General features: G+C 63.0%; 17 protein-coding genes and 1 tRNA gene. 6 read left to right on the top strand and 12 right to left on the bottom strand.

Annotated features, from left to right (window positions below; all coding sequences use genetic code 11):
* Window positions 1-120 precede the first annotated feature (120 nt).
* On the top strand, window positions 121-4,980 hold the full coding sequence (locus CL52_RS11120; protein WP_041105006.1) for an NAD-glutamate dehydrogenase: 4,860 nt from the start codon (window positions 121-123) through the stop codon (window positions 4,978-4,980).
* 42 nt (window positions 4,981-5,022) lie between these two features.
* Here the strand turns inward: CL52_RS11120 and CL52_RS11115 are convergent, their stop codons facing one another.
* The gene (locus CL52_RS11115; protein WP_041105008.1) at window positions 5,023-5,946 is read right to left on the bottom strand and encodes a DUF6685 family protein; all 924 of its coding nucleotides are present in this window, start codon (window positions 5,944-5,946) and stop codon (window positions 5,023-5,025) included.
* A 167-nt stretch (window positions 5,947-6,113) separates the two neighbouring features.
* On the opposite strand from CL52_RS11115, the gene CL52_RS11110 reads away from it, so the two are divergent.
* Together CL52_RS11110 and CL52_RS11105 are read left to right on the top strand one after the other, a co-directional pair.
* A complete protein-coding gene (locus CL52_RS11110) occupies window positions 6,114-6,335 on the top strand; it encodes a DUF2835 domain-containing protein (RefSeq protein ID WP_041105010.1) in 222 nt (73 codons plus the stop codon).
* A gap of 91 nt (window positions 6,336-6,426) precedes the next feature.
* Window positions 6,427-7,458: a quinone-dependent dihydroorotate dehydrogenase gene (locus CL52_RS11105; protein WP_043220629.1), complete on the top strand. Its 1,032-nt coding sequence runs from the start codon at window positions 6,427-6,429 to the stop codon at window positions 7,456-7,458.
* 95 nt (window positions 7,459-7,553) lie between these two features.
* Here CL52_RS11105 and rmf read toward each other — a convergent pair whose 3' ends face one another.
* Window positions 7,554-7,769 carry a ribosome modulation factor gene (rmf, locus tag CL52_RS11100; RefSeq protein WP_041105014.1) on the bottom strand — a complete coding sequence of 72 codons (216 nt, stop codon included), beginning with the start codon at window positions 7,767-7,769 and terminating at the stop codon, window positions 7,554-7,556.
* 321 nt (window positions 7,770-8,090) lie between these two features.
* Here rmf and rlmKL point away from each other — a divergent pair, with 321 nt between their 5' ends.
* On the top strand, window positions 8,091-10,262 hold the full coding sequence (gene rlmKL / locus CL52_RS11095; protein WP_043220626.1) for a bifunctional 23S rRNA (guanine(2069)-N(7))-methyltransferase RlmK/23S rRNA (guanine(2445)-N(2))-methyltransferase RlmL: 2,172 nt from the start codon (window positions 8,091-8,093) through the stop codon (window positions 10,260-10,262).
* Window positions 10,263-10,272: 10 nt separating this feature from the next.
* Here rlmKL and dacB read toward each other — a convergent pair whose 3' ends face one another.
* On the bottom strand, window positions 10,273-11,778 hold the full coding sequence (dacB, locus tag CL52_RS11090) for a D-alanyl-D-alanine carboxypeptidase/D-alanyl-D-alanine endopeptidase (protein ID WP_052264557.1): 1,506 nt from the start codon (window positions 11,776-11,778) through the stop codon (window positions 10,273-10,275).
* A gap of 183 nt (window positions 11,779-11,961) precedes the next feature.
* Here dacB and CL52_RS11085 point away from each other — a divergent pair, with 183 nt between their 5' ends.
* Window positions 11,962-12,300 carry a YggL 50S ribosome-binding family protein gene (locus tag CL52_RS11085; RefSeq protein WP_041105020.1) on the top strand — a complete coding sequence of 113 codons (339 nt, stop codon included), beginning with the start codon at window positions 11,962-11,964 and terminating at the stop codon, window positions 12,298-12,300.
* Here CL52_RS11085 and CL52_RS11080 read toward each other — a convergent pair.
* The 6 genes from CL52_RS11080 to CL52_RS11055 form a co-directional block, all read right to left on the bottom strand.
* Entirely contained in the window at window positions 12,290-13,384 is a 1,095-nt protein-coding gene (locus CL52_RS11080) for an FUSC family protein (RefSeq protein WP_043220616.1), read from the bottom strand. The genes CL52_RS11085 and CL52_RS11080 overlap by 11 nt on opposite strands.
* Window positions 13,385-13,388: 4 nt before the next feature.
* Complete coding sequence (locus CL52_RS11075) at window positions 13,389-14,720, bottom strand: deoxyguanosinetriphosphate triphosphohydrolase (RefSeq protein ID WP_041105024.1); 1,332 nt, start codon at window positions 14,718-14,720, stop codon at window positions 13,389-13,391.
* A gap of 118 nt (window positions 14,721-14,838) precedes the next feature.
* Window positions 14,839-15,168: a hypothetical protein gene (locus tag CL52_RS11070; protein WP_041105025.1), complete on the bottom strand. Its 330-nt coding sequence runs from the start codon at window positions 15,166-15,168 to the stop codon at window positions 14,839-14,841.
* The gene (locus CL52_RS11065) at window positions 15,165-15,545 is read right to left on the bottom strand and encodes a phage holin family protein (protein ID WP_043220614.1); all 381 of its coding nucleotides are present in this window, start codon (window positions 15,543-15,545) and stop codon (window positions 15,165-15,167) included. Before CL52_RS11065 ends, CL52_RS11070 begins: the two co-directional genes overlap by 4 nt.
* Window positions 15,546-15,556: 11 nt before the next feature.
* On the bottom strand, window positions 15,557-15,952 hold the full coding sequence (locus tag CL52_RS11060; protein WP_043220613.1) for an ElaB/YgaM/YqjD family protein: 396 nt from the start codon (window positions 15,950-15,952) through the stop codon (window positions 15,557-15,559).
* Window positions 15,953-16,156: 204 nt separating this feature from the next.
* A complete protein-coding gene (locus CL52_RS11055; RefSeq protein WP_043220611.1) occupies window positions 16,157-17,416 on the bottom strand; it encodes an OprD family porin in 1,260 nt (419 codons plus the stop codon).
* A gap of 390 nt (window positions 17,417-17,806) precedes the next feature.
* Here CL52_RS11055 and CL52_RS11050 point away from each other — a divergent pair, with 390 nt between their 5' ends.
* On the top strand, window positions 17,807-18,046 hold the full coding sequence (locus CL52_RS11050; RefSeq protein WP_041105031.1) for a glutaredoxin family protein: 240 nt from the start codon (window positions 17,807-17,809) through the stop codon (window positions 18,044-18,046).
* A gap of 86 nt (window positions 18,047-18,132) precedes the next feature.
* Here the strand turns inward: CL52_RS11050 and CL52_RS11045 are convergent.
* The 3 genes from CL52_RS11045 to mobA all read right to left on the bottom strand — a co-directional run bounded on the left by CL52_RS11045 (window position 18,133) and on the right by mobA (window position 19,194).
* A tRNA-Pro gene (locus CL52_RS11045) sits at window positions 18,133-18,209 on the bottom strand.
* 111 nt (window positions 18,210-18,320) lie between these two features.
* A complete protein-coding gene (locus CL52_RS11040) occupies window positions 18,321-18,539 on the bottom strand; it encodes a YgdI/YgdR family lipoprotein (protein ID WP_041105032.1) in 219 nt (72 codons plus the stop codon).
* A gap of 55 nt (window positions 18,540-18,594) precedes the next feature.
* On the bottom strand, window positions 18,595-19,194 hold the full coding sequence (mobA, locus tag CL52_RS11035; protein ID WP_043220608.1) for a molybdenum cofactor guanylyltransferase MobA: 600 nt from the start codon (window positions 19,192-19,194) through the stop codon (window positions 18,595-18,597).
* Window positions 19,195-19,223: the final 29 nt, after the last annotated feature.

The raw sequence follows: 19,223 nt of genomic DNA, 5'->3' as shown, positions 1-19,223 counted from the left end.
GGGCCAGGGGGCGTCACTTTACTGCATTTATGCCTGGCTAGACTAACCTTGAACCTTGGCCCTGTGGCGTCAGTCACTACGCCGACCCTTCCTTTTCTTGCATCAGCAGCGGAGCCCTACATGGCGTTTTTCACCGCCGCCAGCAAGGCCGATTTCCAGCAGCAATTGCGCGCGGCCCTGGCACAGCATGTCGATGATCCTCTCCTTGCCCAACTGGGCCTGTTCGCCGAGCAGTTCTTCGGCATCGTCTCTCTCAGTGAGCTGACCGAACGGCGCATGGCCGACCTGGTCGGCTCGACCCTGGCCAGCTGGCGCCTGCTGGAGCGCTTCGATCCGGCCCAGCCGGAGGTCCGCGTGTTCAACCCGGATTTCGAGAAGCATGGCTGGCAATCGACGCACACCGTGGTCGAGGTGCTGCACCCGGACATGCCGTTTCTGGTCGATTCGGTACGCATGGAGCTGACGCGGCGCGGGCTGAGCATCCACACCCTGCAGAACAGCGTGCTGAACGTGCGCCGCGATGCCGATGGTGTGCTGCAGGCCTTGCTGCCGCGCGACGCCGCGCCGGCGGACGGTGGCCTGGAGTCGCTGATCTTTGTCGAGATCGACCGTTGTGCCAGCACCGCCGAACTGCGCGAGCTGGAGCAGGCGCTGCAGGCGGTACTCGGCGACGTGCGCCAGGTGGTGGGCGACTTCGCCATGATGAAGGCGAGGGCGGACGAAGCCCAGGCGCGGCTGGAACTGGCCAATCTGCCGGTGGATGCCGATGAGCTGCAGGAGATCCGTGATTTCCTGCGCTGGCTCGCCGACGACCATTTCACCTTTCTCGGCTATGAAGAATTCAGCGTCGTCGAGCAGGATGGCGTCGGCCACATCCAGTATGACGAGGCCTCGCTGCTCGGCTTGTCCCGTACGCTGCGAACCAACCTGAGCGAGGACGACCAGCGGCTGATGCCCCAATCGGTCGCCTACCTGCGCGAGCCGCTGCTGCTGTCGTTCGCCAAGGCCTCCACGCAAAGCCGGGTGCATCGCCCGGCCTATCCCGATTACGTGTCGGTGCGCGAGTTCGACGAGTCCGGCCAGGTCGTGCGCGAATGCCGCTTCATGGGCCTGTTCACCTCGTCGGTGTATACGCAGAGCGTGCGACGTATTCCGTTCATCCGGCGCAAGGTGGACGCGGTGCTGGCCCGCGCCGATTTCGGCGGGTCGACCCATCTGAACAAGGAGCTGGCGCAGGTCCTCGAGGTGCTACCGCGCGACGAGCTGTTCCAGGCCTCGACCGACGAGCTGTTCGACAACGCCGTCGCCATCGTGCAGATCCAGGAACGCAACCGCTTGCGCCTGTTCCTGCGTTTCGATCCCTACCGGCGCTTCTGCTACTGCCTGGTCTATGTACCGCGCGACAGCTACTCGACCGAAACGCGCCTGAAGATCCAGCAGGTACTGGTCGACCGGCTCGATGCCAGCGGCTGCGAGTTCTCCACCTATTTTTCCGAGTCGGTGCTAACCCGGGTGCAGTTCATCCTGCGCCTGGACCCGAACCGGCCGGTAGCGGTGGACCCGCAGCGTCTGGAGCAGGAGGTGATTCAGGCCTGTCGCAGCTGGCAGGCCGACTACGCCGGCCTGATGGTGGAGCGGTTCGGCGAGGCGCGGGGCACGACCCTGCTCGACGAATTCCCCAAAGGCTTCCCGGCCGGCTACCGCGAGCGCTTCACGCCGCAGTCGGCGGTGGTCGACATGCAGCATATCGAGAGCCTGAGCGCCGAGCGGCCTCTGGTGATGAGCTTCTATCAGCCGATCAGTGCCGACGAGCGCACCCTGCATTGCAAGCTCTACCACATCGACACGCCGCTGCCGCTGTCCGATGTGCTGCCGATCATGGAAAACCTCGGCCTGCGGGTGCTCGGCGAGTTTCCCTATCGCATGCTCGATCGCAATGGCCGCGAATACTGGATCCACGACTTCGCCTTTACCTACTCCGAAGGCCTGGAAATCGATCTGCTGGAAATCAACGAGCCGCTGCAGGATGCCTTCATCCATATCAGCCGCGGCGATGCCGAGAACGATGGGTTCAACCGGCTGGTGCTCGCCGCCGGGCTGACCTGGCGGGAGGTCGCGCTACTGCGTGCCTACGCGCGCTACCTCAAGCAGATTCGCATGGGCTTCGACCTCGGCTACATCGCCAGCGCGCTGCTCAACCACACCGAGATCGCGCGCGAGCTGGTGCGCTTGTTCAAGATGCGTTTCTACCTGGCGCGCAAGATGAGCGAGGAAGACCTGAGCGACAAGCAGCAGCGGCTCGAGCAGGCGGTGCTCGGTGCGTTGGACGAGGTCGCGGTGCTCAACGAGGACCGCATCCTGCGGCGTTATCTCGCGCTGATCAAAGCGACGCTGCGCACCAACTTCTATCAGCCTGATGCCGGGGGCAAGGCCAAGGACTACTTCAGCTTCAAGTTCGACCCGCGCGCGATCCCGGAGATGCCGCGGCCGGCGCCGATGTTCGAGATCTTCGTCTACTCGCCGCGCGTCGAAGGTGTGCACCTGCGCGGCGGCAAGGTCGCCCGCGGCGGGCTGCGCTGGTCTGACCGGGAGGAGGACTACCGCACCGAGGTGCTCGGGCTGGTCAAGGCGCAGCAGGTCAAGAACGCCGTAATCGTGCCGGGCGGAGCCAAGGGTGGCTTCGTTCCGCGACGGCTGCCAATTGGCGGCACGCGCGACGAGATTCAGGCCGAGGCCATCGCCTGTTATCGCATCTTCATCAGCGGCCTGCTGGACCTGACCGACAACCTGAAAGAGGGGCAGGTGGTGCCGCCTGCCGGCGTGGTGCGCTACGACGAGGACGATCCGTATCTGGTCGTGGCCGCCGACAAGGGCACCGCGACCTTCTCCGACATCGCCAACGGCATTGCGGCCGACTACGACTTCTGGCTGGGCGACGCCTTTGCCTCCGGTGGCTCGGCCGGTTACGACCACAAGAAGATGGGCATCACCGCGCGCGGCGCCTGGGTATCGGTGCAGCGACACTTCCGCGAGCGTGGCATCAACGTACAGACCGATCCGATCACCGTCATCGGCATTGGCGACATGGCGGGCGACGTGTTCGGCAATGGTCTGCTGATGTCGAGCACACTGCAGCTGGTGGCCGCGTTCAACCATCTGCATATCTTTATTGATCCGGACCCCGATCCGGCGGTGAGCTTCGCCGAGCGCCAGCGCCTGTTCGAAATGCCGCGCTCGTCATGGGCCGACTACGATGCCGGCCTGATCTCCGCCGGGGGCGGGGTGTTCCCCCGCTCGGCCAAACGTATCCTCATCACCCCGCAGATGAAGGCGCGCTTCGCGATCGACGCCGATCAGCTGACCCCGGCCGAGCTCATTCACGCGCTGCTCAAGGCTCCGGTCGATCTGTTGTGGAACGGTGGCATCGGCACCTATGTCAAGAGCAGCGCCGAGAGCCATGCCGATGTCGGTGACAAGGCCAACGATGCGGTGCGGGTCAATGGCAACGAGCTGCGCGCCCGCGTCGTGGGCGAGGGCGGCAACCTCGGCATGACCCAGCTCGGGCGCGTCGAGTACGCCCTGCACGGCGGGGCGAGCAATACCGATTTCATCGACAACGCGGGCGGCGTGGACTGTTCGGACCACGAGGTCAATATCAAGATCCTGCTCAACGAGCTGGTGCGTGCTGGCGACATGACTGGCAAACAGCGCAACCAGCTGTTGGCCGACATGACCGAGGCGGTTGCCGAGCTGGTGCTGCACAACAACTACAAGCAGACCCAGGCACTTTCCCAGGCTCAATACCGAGCCGGCGAGCGGGGCGGGGAGTATGTGCGCCTGATCGCCGCGCTGGAGGCCGATGGCCTGCTCGATCGCGGCCTGGAATACCTGCCGAGCGACGAAGCGCTGGCCGAGCGGAGCAACCTCGGCAAGGGGCTGACCCGCCCCGAGCTGTCGGTGCTGATTTCCTACAGCAAGATCCAGCTCAAGGACGCGCTGCTGCACTCGCGCGTGCCCGACGACGACTACCTGGCCCGGGAGATGGAAACGGCGTTTCCCACCCTCCTTGGCGAGCGCTATCGCGATGCCATGCGCCAGCATCGGCTCAAGCGTGAAATCGTCAGCACGCAGATCGCCAACGACCTGGTCAACAACATGGGCATCGCCTTTGTGCAGCGCCTGAAAGAGGCGACGGGCATGAGCGCGGCGAACGTGGCCGGCGCCTATGTGATCGTGCGCGACATCTTTCACCTGCCGCACTGGTTCCGCCAGATCGAGGCACTGGACTACCGGATTCCCGCCGAGCTGCAGCTCAAACTGATGGAAGAGCTCGTCCGCCTCGGCCGGCGCGCCACCCGCTGGTTCCTGCGCAACCGGCGCGGCGAGCTCGACGCAGCGCGAGATGTGGGCCATTTCGGACCCCGCGTGGCGGCGCTGGGGCTCAAGCTCAATGAGCTGTTGCAGGGCTCGACGCGGCAGTTCTGGGAAGCGCGTTACCAGCAGTACGTCGAAGCCGGTGTGCCGGAATTGCTCGCGCGCCTGGTCGCCGGCACCAGCCACCTCTACACCTTGTTGCCGGTACTCGAGGCGGCGGATGAGACCGGGCAGGCACCCGCCGATGTCGCGGCCGCCTATTTCGCCGTGGGCGACGCGCTGGAGCTGCCCTGGTACGGGCAGCAGCTGTCGGCCCTGCCGGTGGAGAACAACTGGCAGGCGCTCGCGCGCGAGGCCTTCCGCGACGATCTCGACAGCCAGCAGCGGGCGATGACGGTCTCGGTGCTGCAGCCGGATGTAGGCGAGGGCGGCCTGCATGAGCGCCTCGACAGCTGGTTGGCCCAGCGGCAGGGGCAAGTCGAACGCTGGCGCGGCATGCTCGGCGAGCTGCGCGGTGGGGCGGCAACCGACTACGCGATGTACGCCGTGGCCAGCCGCGAACTGCAGGACCTGGCGCAGGCTGCACCAATGCGCGAGCGACTGTGAGAGGCGCTGACCGATCGGGCGTCGCCCGGTCGGTCAGCCCGGTCAGACTTCTGGAAGCGGTTCGCCGCGCTTGAAGCGGGTGATCTGCGGCAGCCCTTTCAGGTAGCGGATGAAGTCGGGTGCGCCGGCTGCCTTCAGGCCCTCACCCAGCGCATTGGCGGTCGGCTGTCGACGTTCGAGCAGCAGCAGCTCGGAGTTGCCGGCCTGGCGCAGCAGCGAGAGGCGCGCATAGGGCACCTGGCTGTCCAGCAACATCGCCATGAACGCCTTGTCGCTCCAGGCCTGCGCCGGCATGGCGAGGGCGTGGTATTCCTCGTCCAGGGCGCGGACGCCACTACGCTCCAGCCGATAATCGGTCAGCGTCACGGGCGCGGAGACTTCGAGGCCGCGCAGCCGGGCATAGGCGATTGCGCAGGCAAAAGCATCGGCGTGATGATCACTGCTCCAGTACAGGCGCTCGCCCAGCCAGCTCGCCTGGCGCAGCTCGACGGGCGCGCCGGCCGGATAACCGGGAATGGCAGTGCCGATTACCCGCAGGAAATCCTTGTAGCTGATGATGCGTATCCGTCGCGCGCCACCGCTGGCAGCGAAAGCCTCGAAGCTGGGGTAGCGTTCGCCACCCTCACTTGACCTCGCGCATACGCCGTCGACCTGGCGCAGATCCAACGCTGAAAGCGCTTCGCTATCCTTGCGAATCAAGCGGCACAGCGCTGCATGCGCGCGGGCCTTGTCTTCTTGCACCGGGCCGGAAAGCGCGCCGCGCGGAAGTTCGACCAGACGATGCAGGCAGGGCCCGTCCTCCCAGAAAATGCTCGGCTCGGGTTCGGCAAGAGGGGTAAAGGGCAGACTCAGCGAGCCGGCACGCTCTTGTACGCCACGCGAGGACGAGGGGCCGAATCCCAGACGCTGGGCCATTCGAGCAATATGAGCGGTCAGTGAGGGCATGGTTTCCGACAGGCTGATCATGATGCGCGAGCTCGCACGGTCGCGTTCGAAGTGTGGCAGAGCTGCCGGTAATCTGCATCCGCTTTGCGCGTCGTGGAAGGGCTACGTCTGCCGGACGCACGGCTGAAGGCGCCGGCCACCGGGCGGGGCTGTGGCAATATGATCGCAACTGACACTGAGGAGCCTCCATGCCGACTCTTGTGCTGGATATCGCCTTGCCCGCCGAGAGGTTGTTGGCCGTCTACCAGGGGCAAGCCAATCGAATCCTGGTGCGTAGCCGGGAGGGCAAGCGAGTCAGCCTGCCGGCCCAGCATTTGCGCCCGTTTCTGACTCGCGAGGGCGTGTTTGGTTCCTTCGAGCTGCATTTCGCCGAGCAGGGCCAGTTGCTGGGGCTGCGGCGGCTGGATTGAGCGCTGCCGACGATGGGGCGATCGGCTTAAATCCGATGCCGGCTGCTATACTTCGCGCCCATCGTTCCTCTCCCAGGATATTAGGCTGCGTATGTACAACCTGGCCCGCCAGCTGCTGTTCAAGCTTTCCCCCGAGACGTCCCACGAACTGTCGCTCGATCTGATCGGAGCAGGCGGCCGGTTGGGCGTCAACCGCCTGCTGTGCAAGGCGCCAGCCAGCCTGCCGGTTCGCGTGATGGGGCTGGATTTCCCGAATCCGGTCGGCCTGGCCGCCGGGTTGGACAAGAACGGCGAGGCCATCTGCGGGCTTTCCCAGCTGGGGTTCGGCTTCATCGAGGTTGGCACGGTCACGCCCCGGCCTCAGCCGGGCAATCCGAAGCCACGCATCTTCCGCCTGCCCGAGGCCGAGGCGATCATCAATCGGATGGGCTTCAACAACAACGGTGTGGACGCCTTGCTCGCCCGGATCGATGCTGCCCGATTCGATGGCGTCCTGGGTATTAACATCGGCAAGAATTTCGACACGCCGGTCGAGCGGGCCGAGGACGACTACCTGCTCTGTCTGGACAAGGTCTATCACCATGCCAGCTATGTCACGGTGAATGTCAGTTCGCCCAACACGCCGGGCCTGCGCAGCCTGCAGTTCGGCGATTCGCTCAAGCACTTGCTCGATGCGCTGCGGTTGCGCCGCGAGGATCTGGAGATCGAGCATGGCAAGCGTGTACCGTTGGCCATCAAGATCGCCCCGGACATGAGTGACGAGGAAACGGCGTTGGTCGGCGAGGCGGTTTTCCAGGCTGGCATGGACGCGGTTATCGCCACCAACACCACACTCGGGCGCGACGGTGTCGCCGGGTTGGCGCATGCCGACGAGGCCGGTGGGCTGTCCGGCGCGCCGGTTCGTGACAAGAGCACCCATACGGTCAAGGTCCTGGCCGATACGCTTGGAGGGCGTTTGCCGATCATCGCGGTGGGCGGCATCACCGAAGGGCGGCATGCGGCGGAAAAGATCAAGGCCGGCGCCAGTCTGGTTCAGCTCTATTCGGGCTTTATCTACAAGGGGCCTGCGCTGATTCGCGAATCGGTGGATGCCATCGCGGCGCTGCGTTCGTCGAAGGAGTGAGGCCTGGCCCTGGAAGGGGCTCCTGCTGGAGCCCCTGGGCGTCTAGCCCGCCGCCCGGGTGGGGCGTGCCTGAAAAAGGTGTTTACCAGGTCGGATCAGCCGACCGCGTGGAATTGATTCATACGATGCAGACCGGCCGTGCCGATCATGCCATCCCAGTTGTCGCCACGGCCCTCCCGCCAGCCGTTCATCCAGGCTTGCCGAGTATTCGGATGAGTAAAGGGACATAGCTCGCGGGACTTACCATGGATACCGTGTTGATAACCGCGCAAGAAAGCTCGTTCCATCGGATCACGCTTGAGTCTTCTCATTGGGTGTTGCCCTCAGTGGTTGACTGGTGTTCCTGGTGGTCTCTCGGCGAGACCGGGCAGACAGGCTGCCGGTGAGGCCCGCTGCCGGCGTGGCGAGCCTCGTCGACTCCGTTGCGAAGCCGACCTGAGGGGAGTTCTAACCCAAGGGCCACGGGCCGGGAATGATCGTTTTGTCATAAGTAGGTAACGAATCTATGGTTCTGCCCATAAGCCTGATCAGCGTAGCGATACAGCGCTCCTTGGCAGGCCCGGAACACCATCGCTTCCCGACGGGCGTTTGCCTGCCCTGCGGGTGCCGTCGCTAATTTCACTGGAACCTTCATGACTACATCTCACGAACTCGTCCTCACGTGCCCCAAGGGCCTCGAAAGCCTGCTGCGCGAAGAAGCGCAGGGCCTTGGGTTGGAGGAGACCCGTGAACAGACCGCGGCCGTGCGTGGCCTGGGGGACCTCGCAGTCGCGTATCGCCTCTGTCTCTGGTCCCGCCTGGCCAACCGCGTGTTGCTGGTGCTGGCCAGATTCCCCGTGAGTGACGCGCAGGCGCTCTACGACGGCGTGAAGGCGGTCGACTGGAGCGACCATCTGGCCGCTGACGGCACCCTGGCCGTTGAGTTCTCCGGCCGCGGCGCGGGTATCGACAACACCCACTTCGGCGCCTTGAAGGTCAAGGATGCAATCGTCGATCGGCTCCGCCGGCCGGACGGCACGCGCCCGGGGATCGACAAGCTGAACCCTGACGTGCGGATGCATTTGCGACTGGACAAGGGGCAGGCGGTGCTTTCGCTGGACCTCTCCGGGAACAGCCTGCACCAGCGTGGTTATCGCCTGCAGCAGGGCGCAGCGCCGTTGAAGGAGAACCTGGCCGCGGCCATTCTGATGCGCGCCGGCTGGCCGCGCATCGCTGCCGAGGGCGGGGCGCTGACCGACCCGATGTGCGGGGTCGGCACTTTTCTCGTCGAAGGCGCGCTGATGGCCGCCGATATCGCGCCGAACCTGCGCCGTGAGCGCTGGGGCTTCAGCGCCTGGCTCGGCCATGTGCCGGCGATCTGGACCCGCCTGCTCGACGAGGCCCGAGCGCGGGCCGCCGCCGGGTTGGCGCGACCGCCGTTGTGGATTCGTGGCTACGAGGCCGACCCGCGGCTGATTCAGCCTGCACGCAACAACATCGAGCGCGCCGGGTTGGCCGAGTGGGTAAAAATCTACCAGGGCGAGGTTGCTACCTTCGCCCCGCGCCCGGACCAGAGTCAGAAGGGCCTGGTGATCTGCAACCCGCCGTACGGAGAGCGGCTGGGCGACGAGGCCAGTCTGCTGTATCTCTATCAGAGCCTGGGCGAGCGCCTACGCCAGTGTTGCGAGGGCTGGGAGGCGGGAATCTTCACCGCGACGCCCGAACTCGGCAAGCGCATGGGCATCCGTAGCTACAAGCAGTACGCCCTGTGGAACGGCGCATTGCCGTGCAAGTTGTTGCTGATGCACGTACAACCAGACCAGTTCGTCGTGGCGCAGCAGCCTGCGGCGAGCGCGGCGTCTGGCGAGGGAGCGGAGCAGGTCAGGCTGAGCGAAGGCGGGCAGATGTTCGCCAATCGCCTACAGAAGAATCTCAAGCAGCTCGGCAAATGGGCCAGACGCGAGGGGATAGAGTGCTACCGGCTCTATGATGCCGACATGCCTGAATATGCGCTGGCCGTCGACCTCTATCGTGATTGGGTGCACGTGCAGGAATACGCACCGCCGCGTTCGATCGACCCGCAGAAGGCGCAGGAGAGGCTGCTCGATGCGCTGGCCGCGATTCCGCAGGCGCTGCAGCTGCCGCGCGAGCGGGTGGTGGTCAAGCGCCGCGAGCGGCAGAGCGGCACTCGCCAGTACGAACGTCAGGCTAGCCAAGGGCAGTTTCTCGAGGTGGCCGAGGGAGGCGTGAAACTGCTGGTCAACCTCACCGACTATCTGGATACGGGGTTGTTTCTCGACCATCGCCCGTTGCGCCTGCAGATTCAGCGGGAGGCCGCCGGAAAGCGCTTCCTGAACCTGTTCTGCTACACGGCGACCGCCACCGTCCATGCGGCCAAGGGCGGCGCGCGCAGTACGACCAGCGTCGATCTGTCGAAGACCTATCTCGATTGGGCGCGACGCAATCTTGCGCTCAACGGCTTCTCGGAGCGCCAGCGTCTCGCGCAGGGCGATGTGATGGCTTGGCTCGCGGAGGATCGAGGCGAGTACGACCTGATCTTCATCGACCCGCCGACGTTCTCCAACTCCAAGCGCATGGAGGGTGTGTTCGATGTGCAGCGTGACCACGTCGCGCTGCTCGATCTGGCAATGGCACGCTTGGCGCGCGGCGGGACACTGTATTTTTCCAACAACTTCCGCAAGTTCGTTCTCGACGAAGGGCTGGCGGTGCGCTATCGGGTAGAGGAAATCAGCGCCAGCACGATCGACGAAGATTTTCGCCGCAACCCGCGCATTCACCGTGCCTGGAAGTTCCAGGCACGGTGAATGACTCGGCTCAGCGCTGAGCGGTACGGTTGCCGTTGTTGTTGTAGAGGCTGACCAGGACCTGGTCGAGGATCGATGACGCGCCCCACGGACGGGGGTGATTGAGAATGGCCACGACGGCCCAGGTGTGGCCGTCGCTGTCGCGGCTGTAGCCGGCGATGGCGCGCACGGTGTTCAGCGTGCCGGTCTTGATGTGGGCCTTGCCTGCTACAGCAGTGCCGCGTAGGCGCTTGCGCATGGTGCCGTCGATGGCCGCCAGCGGCATCGAGGAAATGAACTCGGGCGCGTAGGGGCTGTTCCAGGCTGCCTGCAGGAGGCCTGCCATCTCGCGCGCGCTGACGCGCTCGTCACGCGATAGACCGGAGCCGTTCTCGATCACCAGATGCGGCGAAATCAGCTTCTTCTTCGCCAGCCATTGGCGTATCACCCGTTGCGCAGCCTTGGCGTCGTCCGTATCGGCCTCGTTGCGAAACTCCGCGCCGAGGCTGAGGAACAGCTGTTTGGCCATGGTGTTGTTGCTGTACTTGTTCACGTCCCGAATCACTTCGACCAGATCGGGCGAGAACGCGCGGGCAATCAGCTTGGCGTCCTTTGGGACCTGGGCGACGCGGTCATGGCCGAGGATGTTGCCTCCCAGTTCCTGCCAGATGGCCCTTACCGCACCGGCGGCGTAGCGCTGGTGGTCCAGCAGCGAGAGGTAGGTCTGCGTCTTGCAGCCGGCAGCGAGTTTGCCGCTGACCACGACGGTCATGTTGCCGTTCTGCTCGACCGGATTGAACAGCACATCCGGCCAGCCGGGGCACTTCGCGGCCGGCAAAGGCTTGACCCGGTTGTCGATCTGGATGCTGGCAATCGGCGGTTCGACGGTGACGTTGACCTTGCCGCCATCGTTGCGGACCACGAAGCGCAGTGCCTTCAGGTTGACCAGCAGCGAGTCGGGCTCGACCAGGAAGGGCTTGTTGTCATCGCCGCCGTCATCGTCGAACTCGGGAAGGTCAGGCTGCACGAAATGGCTGCGATCGAGCACCAGGTCGCCGGTGACCGTACGCACGCCGTTGGCGCGCAAGTCACGCATCAGCAGCCAGAGCTTCTCCATGTTCAGCTTGGGGTCGCCGCCGCCCTTCAGGTAGAGGTTGCCCTTGAGCGTTCCGTCTACCAGCGGACCATCGGAATAGAACTCGGTCTTCCACTGATGGTTCGGACCGAGCAGTTCCAGCGCGGCGTAGGTGGTGACCAGCTTCATGGTCGAGGCCGGATTGACCGACACGTCGGCATTGAAATAGGTCGGCACGCCGTTGCCGTTGAGCGGCAGCATCACGACCGAGAGCGCGTTGCTGTCGATCTTGTTCGCTTGCAGAGCCTTGGCAACGCTCGGTGGCAGTGCCTGGTTCACCGGCGCGGCGAGCGACGTGCTGGCAAGCGGCACCGCCAGCACCAGGGCGGCAAGGGTGCGGCTGAGGAGATTCTTGCGGCGTGCGCCGGACGGCCGCACGCGATGAGCTACTGTTCGGGACATGTTTCCCACTGCTCCAAGGGAAAGGTGCGGGCATTATGCTATGGCCTGCGCTGCCAGAGGCGGCGCCCCGATAAGCGTAGCTGGCCCTGTGGGGTATCTGCAAAGGCTCGTGCAGCTGTCATCGCGTCGCCGGAGCGATGCTGCTAGAGTGCGCGCCGTCACTACTCAAGCAAGGGATCAACCATGGCTACCAATCGTTCGCGCCGCCTGCGCAAGAAACTCTGTGTCGACGAGTTCCAGGAGCTCGGCTTCGAAGTGAACCTCACCTATGCGCAAGGTGCCGATGCCAAGGCGGTCGACGCCTTTCTCGAAGCGTTCCTGCGCGATGCCATCGAAGCCAATGGGCTGGGTTATGTCGGCGGGGAAGATTACGGTTTCGTATGTCTATCCAAGCGCGGCTCGGTATCCGAAGAGCAGCGTCAGCAGGTGGAAAGCTGGCTCAAGGCGCGCACCGAACTCGCCGAGTTCCAGGTCAGCCCGCTGATGGACGTCTGGTATCCGGAAAATCCGATCAACGCGTGACGTCCGATCCCTTGTCGGTCGCAGGCTCGCCGTTTGTCGGTGCCTGGGACCGGCGGGAACGGAACATCCAGCGCCGCAGACCGTGCATCGTCAAGGTCACCAGCAAGGCCAGGCCTACCCCGATGGAGGCGTTGATCAGGCGCACCTGTGGCAGGTTCCAATCCTGCGCCAGTGTCTCGGCAAGCAGCAGGAAGCCCAGCGTGGTCTGCAGCACGAACAGGCCATAATGGTGAGCCTGGAACGCCCGTCCCAGCACCACCAGCGGCAGCAATACCATCACCATCATCGGCGGATCGGCCAGGCTGTGGCCCATGTAGATCAGGATCGCGGCGGCCAGCAGGATCGCCAGGCACGCCTGCACCGCGCGCACGACGCTGCGCTCGACATCCATCTGCAAGCTGGTGAACACCGCGAGCGTCAGCCAGTACCCGCGCGGTAGTTGCGCTAGGTTGACGATCAAGCCGCCCAGCGCGCAGGCGATGACATACGACAATGCGTGGACACGCCATTGGCGGATGGGGGTGCGCCTGGCGTGGCGATGCAGGACCTTGAACAGACGGCCGAGTCGGGGCATGTACGGCCACATGCGCAGACCATGCAGGCCGCGCAGGCCGAAGGCCAACAGCGTGACCCAGAGCCCACCCAGAGCGAACAGCATGGCGATCGCTGCCGGGTTGTTGAAGTCGGCGACGCCATGCTGGCCCTGTCCCAGGCAGAGACAGATCGCCAGGCCGATACCGAGCTTGCCGGCTTCGGCGCCATATCGCTGCAGCCAGGCCAGCAGCAGGGCATAGAAGGCAAACAGGCCGAGGCTGATCAGCGGGTGCGTAGCCGACCAGAAGCCAAGGCCCGCCGAGCACGCGCCCAGCGCGATCAACAAGAGCATCCTTAGCATGCCGAAGCGATGCAGCGGATTAGCCTTGGCCGCCTGGAAGGCGCCCACCGTTGCCCAGAGAAAACCCGGGTGCCCACTGAACAAGCCCAGCAGCAAGGGCAACGAGCAGCCAAACCCGGCGACCGCAGCCGCGCCCCAGGCGGGGCGGCCGGGTGTCCACTGGACTGTCTGGTTGAACAGGCGCTTCATGGTTTCAGACCGGGCTGGAGCGGCCGGTCATCTCTCCAGCCATTTCGGTGGCATAGCTGTCGGTCATGCCGGCGATGAAATCGATCATGCGCAGGAAGGACTGGTACAACGACAGCGCTGGATCCGGCGCGCCGCGTCCCAACAGGTCCAGAATGCGCTGATTCTTGAACGATAGACTGCCACCGCGATGCTGTTCCAAAGCCGCTCCGCAGAAGGCGTTGAGAAGGATCTCGAGCGTCGTGTACGCGCCGATCTCATGCAGCGTCTTGCGCTTGTCCTGGAAAATTTTCTGCCGCGCCAGCGTCTTGGCCTGCAGGACGCAACGCTTGGCTGGGCCATGCATATGCTCGACGAGATCGCCCGGCAAGGTACCGGCCAGCAGGCTCTGCTGTTGCTCGACGAAGGCACCAGCAGCAGCGTTGGTCAGGTGTTCGATGGCCTTGCCACGCAGTATGGCGAGCTTGCGCCGCCTTGAATCGCGGGGGCCCAGCTGGCGGTAGGTCTCAGGTACATCATCGCCCACCAGGTCAAGCAGCAGCGCCTCGACTTCCGCATAGTCGAGCAGCTCCATCTCCAGGCCATCCTCGAGATCGATCAGACCGTAGCAGATGTCGTCCGCTGCCTCCATCAGGTAGACCAGCGGATGACGGGCCCAGCGCTGGTTGTCTATGCAGGGCAGACCGAGTTTGGTGGTGATCTGCTCGAGAAGCTGTTGTTCGTTCTGATAGCAGCCGAATTTATGCTTCTTGTAGCCGAGCGCCTCGGCATGCCGCGACGTCCAGGGATACTTCAGATAGGCGCCCAGCGTGGCGTAGGTCAGGCGCATGCCGCCGTCGAACTGGTGGTATTCCAGCTGTGTTAGCACACGAAAGCCCTGCGCGTTGCCTTCGAAGTTCAGGAAGTCGGAGCGCTCGGCGTCGCTCATGTCGTCCAGCCAGCCGCGCGCCGCTGCCTGCTGGAACCAGTAGCGAATTGCATCTTCGCCCGAATGCCCGAACGGCGGGTTGCCGATGTCGTGTGCGAGGCACGCCGACTGCACGATCATGCCGAGGTCGGCTGGGCTGCACCATTCCGGGAGCGCATCGCGCAGCACTTCACCGACGCGCATGCCAAGAGATCGACCGACACAACTGACCTCTAGCGAATGCGTCAGGCGTGTATGGATATGGTCATTGCTGGAGACCGGATGAACCTGCGTCTTGCGCCCGAGCCGGCGAAAGGCGCCTGAAAAGATGATCCGGTCGTGGTCCTTGTGAAACGGGCTGCGGCCCAGCTCGTCAGTGCCTTGCGTCGGTTTTCCGAGCCGTTCGCGGGTCAGCAGGGTATTCCAATCCAAGGAGTCTCTCCATTCGCTCCGGCGGTGCGGCAACGCTAACACACTCCAGGTGTTCTTCCTCCTGGCTGCGCCTATATGACGAGGCGCCGATCTCTGGCGGGAAGTGCAAGGACGAAAATCATGGTGAATCGAGCTTTCGCCGAATCGCGCGCTGGCCTTTGAACAGGGGGTACAGCGTGATGCCGATTCGAGCCCATTTGCCAACCCGGCCAAGCCTGCGGCCGAACAGAAAAAGCACCACGGTAGCGATCGTCAGCGCGGGACTCTTGCCGGAACCTTGAGCGTCGTCGGCTGGTTTGTGGCGCCCGAACAGCCCCTGCGCGTAATGCAGCGGAGAGGCCAGGGGGCGAGCATGGTAGCGCAGTTGCTGGCGGTGCATTTCCAGGCGCAGACGAACAAGGTCCTTTCTCATCTTGAGGTCTGCAGAGCTGGTCAGTGGTGTACTCATGGCAGAAGTCGCTCCCGGTCGCGGGCAATCTCTTCGAGGGTTGCCTGGAATGGCGTTGCGCACTCTTTGGCCAGCCGGATCGCTCGCCCGATGCACAGCGCCATGAGCACTGCGTAGATCAGGCATAGCGACAGGATCGCGGCCATGCGATGCGTTTCCCAGAACGCGATGACGACCGCGGCGGACAGACCTACCAGCACCAGCAATCCGAATATCAGGCTGATTCCTGCTAGCAGGAACAAGCGGAACGTCCGGGCCTTTTCTTCCTGAAATTCGATGCCGAGTAATTCGAGGTGGCCATGCAAAAGGTCGACGAATGCGCCGCCGAGCTTTTTGATCGATGGCTTCGGTGCTTCTGCGTCAGAGGACGGCCGCATTACTGCCTCCGTTACCGACGAGTCACCAGGCCGAGGAGAAAGCCCACACCCGCCGCAATACCGATTGATTGCCAGGGATGGGTCTGAACGTACTCTTCGGTGCATTGCATGGCAGCCTGTCCCTGCTCGCGCAGATCCCCCTCGCGCTCTTTCAGCGCCTGGCGGGCACGTGCAAGGTTGGCGTTGATCTTGTTGCGCAGCTCCTCGGTCTGGCCTCCTGCCGACTCCTGGGTGTGCTTGAGCAGGCGCTCTGTGTCGGCGATGAGTGTGTGGAACTCTTCGATCAGGGCATTCTGCGCTGTCTGTAGGTTGCGCCGGTGAGCTTCCTTATCGATTACCGGGCGGGAGGCCGGATTGTCGGTCAGGTTTTGGTCAATCGGGCTGCCATTGGTTGATTCGATAGTCATCTTCCGCTCCTGAACGATTGGGCTGTGCCGCGGGTGTGTAAGCTTCGAGCATAGTCGTGGCGCAAGGTTCCCGTTCCGCTGCCGTGCCGGATAAAGGCTGGCAAAAGGTCGCAGGGAGATGGTTCAGCTACGTTTGGCGGATAATTTAAATGCGCAAAACAAGAAAACCCGCCGAGGCGGGTTTTCTTGTTCACGCCGGATGAATTACATCAGCGGGATGGTGTAGCTGACGATCAGGCGGTTTTCGTCCAGATCGTTAGCAGTTCCGTTGCTGCGGAAAGTGGCGTTACGCCATTTCACGTTCAGGTTCTTCAGGGCGCCGGTTTGGAAGGTGTAAGCGAGATCGGTATCGCGTTCCCACTCTTTGCCTTCGGAAACTCCAGCACGGTCAAAGTTGTCGCCAGTGATATACCGAGTCATCAGAGTCAGACCCGGGATACCAACAGCTGCAAAGTTGAAATCATAGCGAGCTTGCCAGGATTTCTCGTCTGCTTGGGCGAAGTCGCCAATCTGTACGTAGTTGACCAGGTAAGGATCGATATTGCCGCCAACATAGGCAAAGCCGGTATCGCCGCTCATCTTCTGATAGCCGACGCCAAAGCTGTGGCCGCTCAGAGAGTAGGTGACCATCGCGCCGAACGCCTTGTTATCGACGTTGGTATTGCCGTCATCGGTCGAACGCTGATAGCGCAGATCGGTCTTCAGCGATTGTCCTTCAGCGATCGGCAGCACATGAATCAAGTTCACGGCGTGCTGCTTGTAGTTATCTTCCAGATTGCTGTAGTAGTAACCAGCCGTCAGATCCTTGGTCAGCTTGTACTGGCCACCAAGGAATACGAAGCTGTCAGCTTCGGCTGCGCCGGTAATGCTCTTGCCAGAGGTGTTAACGCTCAGGTCTTCATAATCGCTCGAAGCACGATTGTTGATTTCGTCGAGGTAACCGAAGTCCAGCGTCAAGCCGTCGATTTCGTTCGAAACCAGTTGAGCGCCGCGGGTCACGGCCGGCAGCAGGCGGCTGTCGCTGGTGGCAATAGCCATGTTTTTCGGCTGAAGTGTGCCCACCTTCAGGACGCTATTGGAAAGTTTGGCTTTTGCAGTCAAGCCGACTTCGGAGAAATCATCTGCAGCGCTGTCGCCGTCACCCGGGAGAAGCTGGCTGCCACCACCGGCGCGGCCAGCGCCAGAATCCAGCTTGACGCCCAGCAAGCCAAGTGCGTCAACGCCAAAGCCTACGGTACCTTCGGTATAGCCGGATTCAACGCGCAGCAGGAAGCCCTGAGCCCACTCTTCCTGTTTCGACTGAGAGGCGCCTTCCTGACGGAAGTCACGGTTGAAATAGAAGTTACGCAGTTCAAGGTTGGCTTTGGTGTCTTCGATAAAGGCAGCCTGGGCCAGGGTTGGGATTACCAGTGTTGCTCCCAGAGTGGCCAGGGCCACGCCCCGGGCGATGGGGGTCTTGAGCATTTCTTATTTCTCCTCGTTGGATGATGCTCTGAATCGCTCTGTACGGCGCCGTGAAATAAAACATTACATAGCGCTTTCAACCTTTAGACTTTAGTCTTCAAGGCGCTGTAGTCAACGCGCTAGACGGTCGCATCATGCTTCGCGCGGCGCTGGCTACTGGGCAGTACGCCTTGTGGGGTCTGCCCGATCGGTTCTCCCGGCAAACTCTGCTGCCTGGGACGCCGCGTATCGTAGCGGTTTGGGGCATGCGAGTCGAACAGGTGTCGGTGGCGCTGACATTACACTGAGTCGAATGTCACGCTTTGCGAGCGACAGGCTTGCGTGTTTGCAAGATAACGCCTTGCTGGCGGGGGCTGTAAAGCTTGTGATTTTCTTCTGCAGGAGGCGCGAATGCTGCCCGAATGCCAATTGTTCGGAACCCTGGGGTGTCACCTGTGCGAGCAGGCAGAAGGATTATTGATGCCGCTCGTGGAGCGAGGCCTGCTCGTCGAGTTGCTGGACATCGCCGATGACGAGCGCTGGGTGGACGAGTATGGCTTGCGGATCCCGGTGCTGCGCAGGGCGGACAGCGGCGAAGAGCTCGATTGGCCGTTCGAACTCGAGCAGGTCGTGCTGTTTCTGCAGCGATGACGAAGCAGGCGAGGCGAATTCTAGGCAATAGAAAACCGGCGCAAGGCCGGTTTTTATTGCCTCTCAACAGTGCTGAGAGCGGGATATGGTCGGAGCGACTGGATTCGAACCAGCGACCTTCTCGTCCCGAACGAGACGCGCTACCAAGCTGCGCTACGCTCCGAAAGATGGCGCGCATTCTACAGAAAAAGTTTTGCTCGACAAGAGGTTAAGCGAAATTTTTTGCTTGGGGGCCAAGCCAGGCCGATTGGCTGGCTTGGCGTGTAGGGAGCGCTTACAGCTCACGTACTGTGCGGACACGGTCCTTGTTCACTTTGCCTGGCTTGCCATCGAGTTGCTCGTATTCATAGAAGCCAGACTCGTCGTCGTACTCGGGGGTATCCATGGTCTGGATTTCCCGGCCATCGTTCAGCGTTATGACGCTCGGGTTCGCGCAACCGGTCAACAATGCAAAGCCGGCGGCAATCACGCAGGTCGGAAGAATTGGGCGCATACGGATTTCCTTCTTGGATTGACTTCTTTGCATCCTGTGATGGCGCCAAGCCGGGTCAAGTTCCGTCTGGGAGCGCTTGTCGAAGTAGAGTGGGGTCGTTGAGGTTGGCCAGACGTGGATCCGTGTCGTCCAGGTCCAGGAGCGCGCAGGACTGAGCCAGGAGTACTTGGCGGGGGCTGCGCAAACCCTGTTGCCAGGATCGCTCAAATGTCGCCGCCAGGCGTTTTGGAATGACGCAGAACAGCGGCTCCAGTTGGCCGCGCTGGCGCAGCATGAGTGGCTGGTCGGGCCTTTCGAGCGCCTTGTGGAGCATGGCCCAGAGCAGGTTGCTATCTATCAGCGGGGTATCGCATGGCAGTACGAGCAAGCGAGAGTGGCGTGCAGCCGCCAATCCGGCGCGAATGCCTGCCAATGGGCCCGGAAATGTGTCGTCGTCATCGCATACCAGCCGGTCTGCGTGTTCTGCATAGGCGTCGTAATTGCGATTGCAGGAGATCAGCAGGTCGTCGGTTACGGGGCGCGCAGCGTCACATAGCCATTGAATCAGGGGTTTGCCGCGCCAACTGATCAGGCCCTTGTCCCGGCCGCCCATACGCTGGCCGCGACCGCCGGCGAGAATCAGTACGGACGTTGCGCTGCGAGCATCTGTTTCCATCGTAGGTCCTTGATGGTTGGGAGGGCATG

This window comes from Stutzerimonas balearica DSM 6083 (assembly GCF_000818015.1).
In the GTDB taxonomy this organism is placed as follows: domain Bacteria; phylum Pseudomonadota; class Gammaproteobacteria; order Pseudomonadales; family Pseudomonadaceae; genus Stutzerimonas; species Stutzerimonas balearica.
Note: the sequence above shows the minus strand (reverse complement) of the source record. Positions and strands in the feature narration are given on the sequence as shown.